6 protein-coding genes and 1 pseudogene are annotated in these 5,767 nt (G+C 60.9%); 4 read left to right on the top strand and 3 right to left on the bottom strand.

The features are described 5' to 3' along the window. Positions 1 to 509 precede the first annotated feature (509 nt). The 3 genes from D4765_RS18615 to D4765_RS20065 all read left to right on the top strand — a co-directional run bounded on the left by D4765_RS18615 (position 510) and on the right by D4765_RS20065 (position 1,776). Positions 510 to 749 carry a hypothetical protein gene (locus D4765_RS18615; protein ID WP_136643808.1) on the top strand — a complete coding sequence of 80 codons (240 nt, stop codon included), beginning with the start codon at positions 510 to 512 and terminating at the stop codon, positions 747 to 749. A 331-nt stretch (positions 750 to 1,080) separates the two neighbouring features. After that, on the top strand, positions 1,081 to 1,422 hold the full coding sequence (locus tag D4765_RS18610) for a cupin domain-containing protein (protein WP_161580500.1): 342 nt from the start codon (positions 1,081 to 1,083) through the stop codon (positions 1,420 to 1,422). A 69-nt stretch (positions 1,423 to 1,491) separates the two neighbouring features. Further along, positions 1,492 to 1,776, top strand: a complete 285-nt coding sequence (locus tag D4765_RS20065; RefSeq protein ID WP_136643806.1) for a putative quinol monooxygenase — start codon at positions 1,492 to 1,494, stop codon at positions 1,774 to 1,776. 100 nt (positions 1,777 to 1,876) lie between these two features. Here the strand turns inward: D4765_RS20065 and D4765_RS18600 are convergent, their stop codons facing one another. Beyond that, the gene (locus D4765_RS18600) at positions 1,877 to 2,683 is read right to left on the bottom strand and encodes a class I SAM-dependent methyltransferase (RefSeq protein WP_136643805.1); all 807 of its coding nucleotides are present in this window, start codon (positions 2,681 to 2,683) and stop codon (positions 1,877 to 1,879) included. Positions 2,684 to 2,811: 128 nt separating this feature from the next. Between D4765_RS18600 and D4765_RS18595 the strand changes: the two genes are divergently transcribed. Beyond that, positions 2,812 to 3,585, top strand: a complete 774-nt coding sequence (locus tag D4765_RS18595; protein WP_136643804.1) for a helix-turn-helix transcriptional regulator — start codon at positions 2,812 to 2,814, stop codon at positions 3,583 to 3,585. Positions 3,586 to 3,722: 137 nt separating this feature from the next. Here D4765_RS18595 and D4765_RS18590 read toward each other — a convergent pair whose 3' ends face one another. Continuing rightward, a complete protein-coding gene (locus tag D4765_RS18590; RefSeq protein ID WP_136643803.1) occupies positions 3,723 to 4,142 on the bottom strand; it encodes a DUF2269 family protein in 420 nt (139 codons plus the stop codon). Between the two features lie 126 nt (positions 4,143 to 4,268). Continuing rightward, positions 4,269 to 5,466 (bottom strand): annotated as a pseudogene (locus D4765_RS18585) (IS3 family transposase). Positions 5,467 to 5,767 lie beyond the last annotated feature (301 nt).

Raw genomic sequence — 5,767 nt, 5'->3', positions numbered from 1 at the left:
TCAAAGGCGTGTTCCACGTGATCTTGAGAATATCAGTGTGAGACACATTGTTGAGACAGGGGGCGGCGCGGGAATCCGTGGAATGCTCGAGGCTGCGAGGTGGTGTCCGCTGTTCTCGTTTAAGGATTCTTTGATGAGACTGCACGATCAGGCTCGGGGTGCTGATCCATGCGTCCGGAGCAGTGGAGTTCGTATCGCCGAACTCGACTTCGGAGTAGCGTCACCGGGGTGACGGGGAGCCGGGCGTGCGTGTGTGTGGGGGACGGCGGTCGAATCCTCCCAACGCCAGTACTGGGTTGAGCGCTCCTCGCCCACCAGGGGAGCCGACCCAACCAGTGCATGAGTCTGTCCGTGCGCATCCCGCGGTGCGCCACGTTTGATGTTTCGGACGTGTGCCACAGCCATAGCCCGACCGCAATCCCCTCCACAAGATGAGCGAAAGGTGTTCAGATTGGAAGCGCTAACCCCGCTGATGTCTGATGGCCTAAATCGAACAGGAAGAACCCGGAATGATCGCGATCACCTCCCCCTCCGAACCACTGGAAGTCACTCCTTTGTCGAGCAGCGAGTGGCTTGTCTCGGATGCTGCCCTGGCGAAGAACGAGGGGGTCGGGGTGGTGGCTTATGTCGAATCTCGATTCGGAATATTCGAGTTGCTCGAATTGGATAAACCAGCCGAGCGCAACTACTTCGACTCATTAGGAGCTGCGGTCGCCTCGATCGGGTATTCCACTTCTCGCGCCGCCTAAGCGCAGGCAAGCTGCTTCGCCCTCCACCTGCCTGGCAGGAGGGATCGGGGAGGTGAGCACCCGTGACGGGCCTCAAGTTTCCAGCTCAAGGCCGTTCGCGCTCCCGCGATCGCGCCTCAGGAACCCCAAAATGAGGCGGCAAGACACGGGGGCTATGAGACGACTTACCGAGATAGGCAAGCTACCTCGATATGCAAGGCACACGCCTGGTAAGACTCGGCCAGGTCGGGTGCCTTGAAAATCATTAGTTTTCCGAGGCGACCTGCACATGCGGTGGGGGACCGGCTTACGGGCGCGTGGCCGGATAGCTAGCGGCTGGCAGAATCAGTACATGGCCGAACCAGTTACGCGCGTAACCCTTCTTGAGGAATCGCTCTCCGAACAGATCCTTGCCAGCGTGCAGGTGAAGCGAATCACGTTACAGCCAAACGTGGCAGGCGGCCCGCACCACCACAACGGTCCCGTGTTCGGTGCGATTGAGGTTGGTTCAGTCGTCTTCCAGGTCGATGGAGGCCTGGAGACGGTTTTGCACGCGGGCGACGTGTTCTACGAGCCAGCCGCCGTTCTGATCGACCGGTTCGATGCAACCTCCGAGGGCGTCACTTTTTTGGGATATTTCCTATCTGGGCCCGACCAAAAACCTGAGCTAACGCCAGGGCCGCCCACGGTATGAGTTAATGCTTCATTGCTGCCCGGTAGAGGATTGTTTTCCGCACGGTGTGGTGAGCCGTAGGGTGGATGAATGAGCGAGATACATCTCACTGGTGAGCTCGTCTGCAAGACCGGCGAGGATGCGCTGATCGTGAGACGTCACTTGCCCGAGCACGTTCAGCGCACTCGGGCCGAGCCCGGATGCGTCTCATTCCGGGTTACCCCAACTGAAGATCCCTTGATTTGGTCGGTCGAGGAGAGCTTTACGGATCAACGCGTTTTCGAACTTCACCAGACGCGAGTCGCGGACAGTGAATGGGGTCGCGTCACTGCCGGGATAGAACGGCACTACGCAATCGAGGGCCTGCCGCGGTAGAGGATGGTTACCGTACGTATCGACACGCCATTTAGCGGTCACAGAACGCCGCCAAAGAGCAGCAAAGTCCACACGGATGGGCCGGGGCCGCCAGCCGTGATCATTCGGTGGGAGAACTCACGTGGTAGAGGATCTCGCCGTGGAGGATGGAGATCCAGCCATCTTCGTCTTCGGCCCACGCTTTCCACGCGTCGCTGATCTGCTGGAGATCAGCGTGCGTCGCAAGGTTGGTGTCGATGAGTTGGTGTGCGATCGCGGAGTTGAGGATGCGGTCGGCCCACATTCCTCCCCACCACGCTCGCTCGGCCGGCGCGGCGTAGCACCAGGTGCTTGAGGTGGCGGTGACCTCTTCCAAACCGGCGGCGTGCGCCCATGAGAGCAAGCGGCGTCCGGCGTCTGGTTCGCCGCCGTTGGCGCGTGCAGCCTTGCGATAGAGGTCGAGCCAGATGTCTAGCGTCGGGAGTTGTGGCCACCAGCAGAAGCCGGCGTAGTCGCTGTCGCGCACTGCGACGATGCCTCCGGGTTTTGTCACTCGCACCATCTCGCGCAGCGCTTTCACGGGGTCGGCTATGTGCTGCAGAACTTGATGTGCGTGTACGACGTCGAACGTATCGTCGTCAAAGTCGAGGCTGTGGATGTCGGCGATGCGGAAGTCGACGTTCGTCAGTCCGCGTTCGGTGATTGTCCGCCGGGTGAGATCGAGCTCATCGGGGCCTATCTCGGTCGCGGTGACGTTCCCGACCAGTTCGGCAAGGTCGGCCGTTATTGTGCCTGCCCCGGCGCCGATGTCGAGGAGTCGGTCCGTGGGCTTCAGCAGCGGGAGGAGATACGCGGCGGAGTTCGCTGCGGTGCGCGAGCGGTGTGACCGCAGAACGGACTCGTGGTAACCATGCGTGTAGATCGTCATTTGATACTCCTTCAAACCTTCGGACAGGCGCCACCCCAGCTTCGTGACCTGGTGCCCGAGGCGGAAGGCCGTAATCTTCCTAGGAGTGCCGCACCCAGTCGGCGGTTCAGGATTCCGAGGAGGTCGACTTGTCGAATGAGCTTGGTGAGTTCCTTCGCGCCCGGCGCGCCGACACTGGGCTAGAACCTCCCACAGGCAGCGGCGCGAACCGCCGACGTGTTGCCGGGCTGCGCCGTGAAGAAGTAGCGGCTGCCTCTGGAATCAGCGTCGACTACTACACCCGCCTCGAGCAAGGCCGCGAGGCCCACCCCAGCGACGCGGTGCTGGACGCACTCGCCCGAGTACTCCACCTGACCGCTGACGCAGCAGAGCATCTCTACCGCCTCCGCTTCACGGTCCCGTCATCTCGGAGCGGGCGCAGCGACAACATTGAACTCGCCCAACGCATGGCGACCCTGGTTGACGCCGTCCGACCGAACCCCGCGTACGCGCTTGACCGGCTGAGCAATATGCTCGCTGCGAACCCAGAAGGGCTAGCGCTCTACGACGGCTTCGCCGCTCTCCCAGCCGGAGCGAGGAATACCTGCCGTTACCTGATGACCGAAGACCGAGCGCGCGAAATATTTGTCGAATGGGAAGAAATCGCTCGAGGGGCCGTTGCCCACCTCCGCGCCGCTAACGCGGATAACCTCCACGATCCCGAGCTCGACGCGCTCGTCACCGAGCTGCGCGAACGAAGCCCACTGTTCAGCATGTGGTGGGACGAGCACATCGTCGAACGACGGCGCACATCGATCAAGCACCTCCGCACGCAAGGCGGCGAAATTATCGCTCGCCGCTACGAAGTGCTACACCTTCCAGACGAAAGAATACGCGTGACCATCTGGCTGCCAGGAACCTGACCAGCCGACCCACCGCACATCGCAATTACTTCGCCCGCCCCAACCGTCGGCCACGACCAACCGATTTGCGTGGTTTTTTTCAAGTGGGCAGGGTGAAACCGAAAATATTACAGATCCTCCTCAGGCCTCGGAAGTGTTCAGGGTTTCCAGACCATCAAGACGACTACGGCGGTGAGGCAGAAAGCGGCAAGGCCGGAACTTACTGCTGTGCGCGCGTAGGCAGATGTGAGCGCACCGCGGTCGGCGTGCTGAAGTGCAGGCACAGTGACAATGAGGGTTGTCAAGAGTGCGACGGCGTAAAAAATCAGGGATGCGAGCACCCAGGGTGTCGTGATGGTCAGGTTGTACTTGGGGTCGGACATCCCCATGACACCGAATCCGGTGATTACGACAATCAGTGACAGGTAGCTGAAGAGGCGGAGGCTCTTCGCGGCGGTCGCGGCCCGTGCGGTGTCTCCGGTTCGGAGTGTACGAAGCGCGGTCATCGGCATGATCGCGAGGGGGCCGACGATGAAGACGGTGGCCACGACGTGAAGGATACTGAAGATGGTTCCCATGATGAGGCTTCCCTAACTGGCGTTGGTGGTTGGGGTTATGTCGTGGCGAAGGTTTCGAGGAAGCGGCTATCGACGATGTAGACCACGCAGTGCATGCTGGGCTTGACCCCGGAGAGTGGACACGGGTTAAGCGGCGAGTTGGATCTCTGCGGCCTGGGATGAGTATTGCATCTCGAAGTCCACTGGGCTGACATGCCCGATCGAGGAGTGCCTTCGGTGCCGGTTGTAGCGGTCCTCAATCCACGCCGACACTTCCCGGATCGCACGGGCCCGGGTGGGCCAAACTCGGCGGTAGTAGAACTCTGTTTTCAGGGTCGCGAAGAAGCTTTCGGCCATGGCATTGTCCCAGCAAATACCGGTGTAACCCATCGACCGGGTGATGCCATTCATGGCAGCGAACTCGGTGATCTGAGCCGAAGCATATTGGGTGCCTCGGTCCGAGTGAAATATGACCGAGGCGGGCCTATCGCCCCGCAAAACGAGTGCCATTTGCAGGGCATCTTGGATCAGATCGGTGCGCATGTGCTCGGCGATCGCCCAGCCGATGACCCTGCGGCTGTGGGCGTCGATGACGGTGGCGAGGTAAACCCATCCTTCCCACGTTCTGAGATAGGTGATGTCGCCGACCCAAACCTGGTTCAGCGTGCCCGTGTCCCACTGCCGTTTCACGGCATCGACGGGGTAGGCGTCTTCGTGGTCGACGATGGTGGTCGTCTTCCATTTCTTCGGGCAGATTCCCGCCAATCCCAGGCGTTTCATGGTGCTGGCGACGGTTTTGCGGGAGATTATCTCCCCGTCCGCGCGCAGGTCGGCGAGGATCCGTGGGGCCCCGTAGGCCTCGTCGGAGTCGCCGTGGAAGAACGCGACTTTCCGCTCGATATGCACCCGCCGGACAGCTGCCGGGACGGCTCCCGGTCGATCCAGGCGTAGTAGCCCGACCGGGAAACCGCGAGCAGACGCACCATGCGCACAACACTGAAGTTGGTCCTCTCCGCCCGCATCAATTCGAACGCTTGCCGTTCGTATCCGATGCTTCCTGGGCGAAGAAGATGGACGCTTTTTTTAGGAACGCCCGATCGAGTTTCAGGTCCGCGACTTCTTTGCGCAGCCGTAGCAGCTCGGCCCGCTCAGACTCGGTGACTTCGGTCTGTCCGGTCTCGTTGCGGACCCTGAACGCGCTCACCCAACGACCCAAAGTGGCCTCGTTGATACCGAGCTCACGGGCGACGGTTGCGACGGCCCTACCTGTGGTGAGGACGAGCTTTACAGCCTCGTCTTTGTACTCAGGAGTGAACTCCCGACGGGATCTTGCCATGATGAACATTCTCTCTTGTGAGGTGTCCACCATCCGGGGGCAAGGCCATGCGTGGAAAGTGGACGAGGGCGTGGGTCACGAGCAAGGTTGAGGGTTGAGTTCGACAGCGGGATTCAAGATAGGACGGGTCTGCTGCACGAGTAGGTGACAGTTTGACGTGTCACCTACTCGTGCAGCAGACCCATTCACCGTCCCTGGGGGCTTGATGACCACGAACGACAAACGCACCACTCAACCGGAGATTCCCGCGCTCAAGGGGTGGAATGCGAATCTGAAGAATCCACTGGTTTGGGCGGCCTTATTGCTCGCA

The organism is Subtercola vilae (genome assembly GCF_004923255.1).
Taxonomy (GTDB): Bacteria; Actinomycetota; Actinomycetes; order Actinomycetales; family Microbacteriaceae; genus Subtercola; species Subtercola vilae.
This window is presented reverse-complemented; position numbering and strand designations above follow the sequence as displayed.

Bases quoted from the DNA above. Each gene is read 5' to 3' on its own strand.
- D4765_RS20065 (WP_136643806.1), top strand. From the start codon at position 1,492: ATGAGCGAGATACATCTCACTGGTGAGCTCGTCTGCAAGACCGGCGAG.
- D4765_RS18590 (WP_136643803.1), bottom strand. From the start codon at position 4,142: ATGGGAACCATCTTCAGTATCCTTCACGTCGTGGCCACCGTCTTCATC.
- D4765_RS18610 (WP_161580500.1), top strand. From the start codon at position 1,081: ATGGCCGAACCAGTTACGCGCGTAACCCTTCTTGAGGAATCGCTCTCC.
- D4765_RS18600 (WP_136643805.1), bottom strand. From the start codon at position 2,683: ATGACGATCTACACGCATGGTTACCACGAGTCCGTTCTGCGGTCACAC.
- D4765_RS18615 (WP_136643808.1), top strand. From the start codon at position 510: ATGATCGCGATCACCTCCCCCTCCGAACCACTGGAAGTCACTCCTTTG.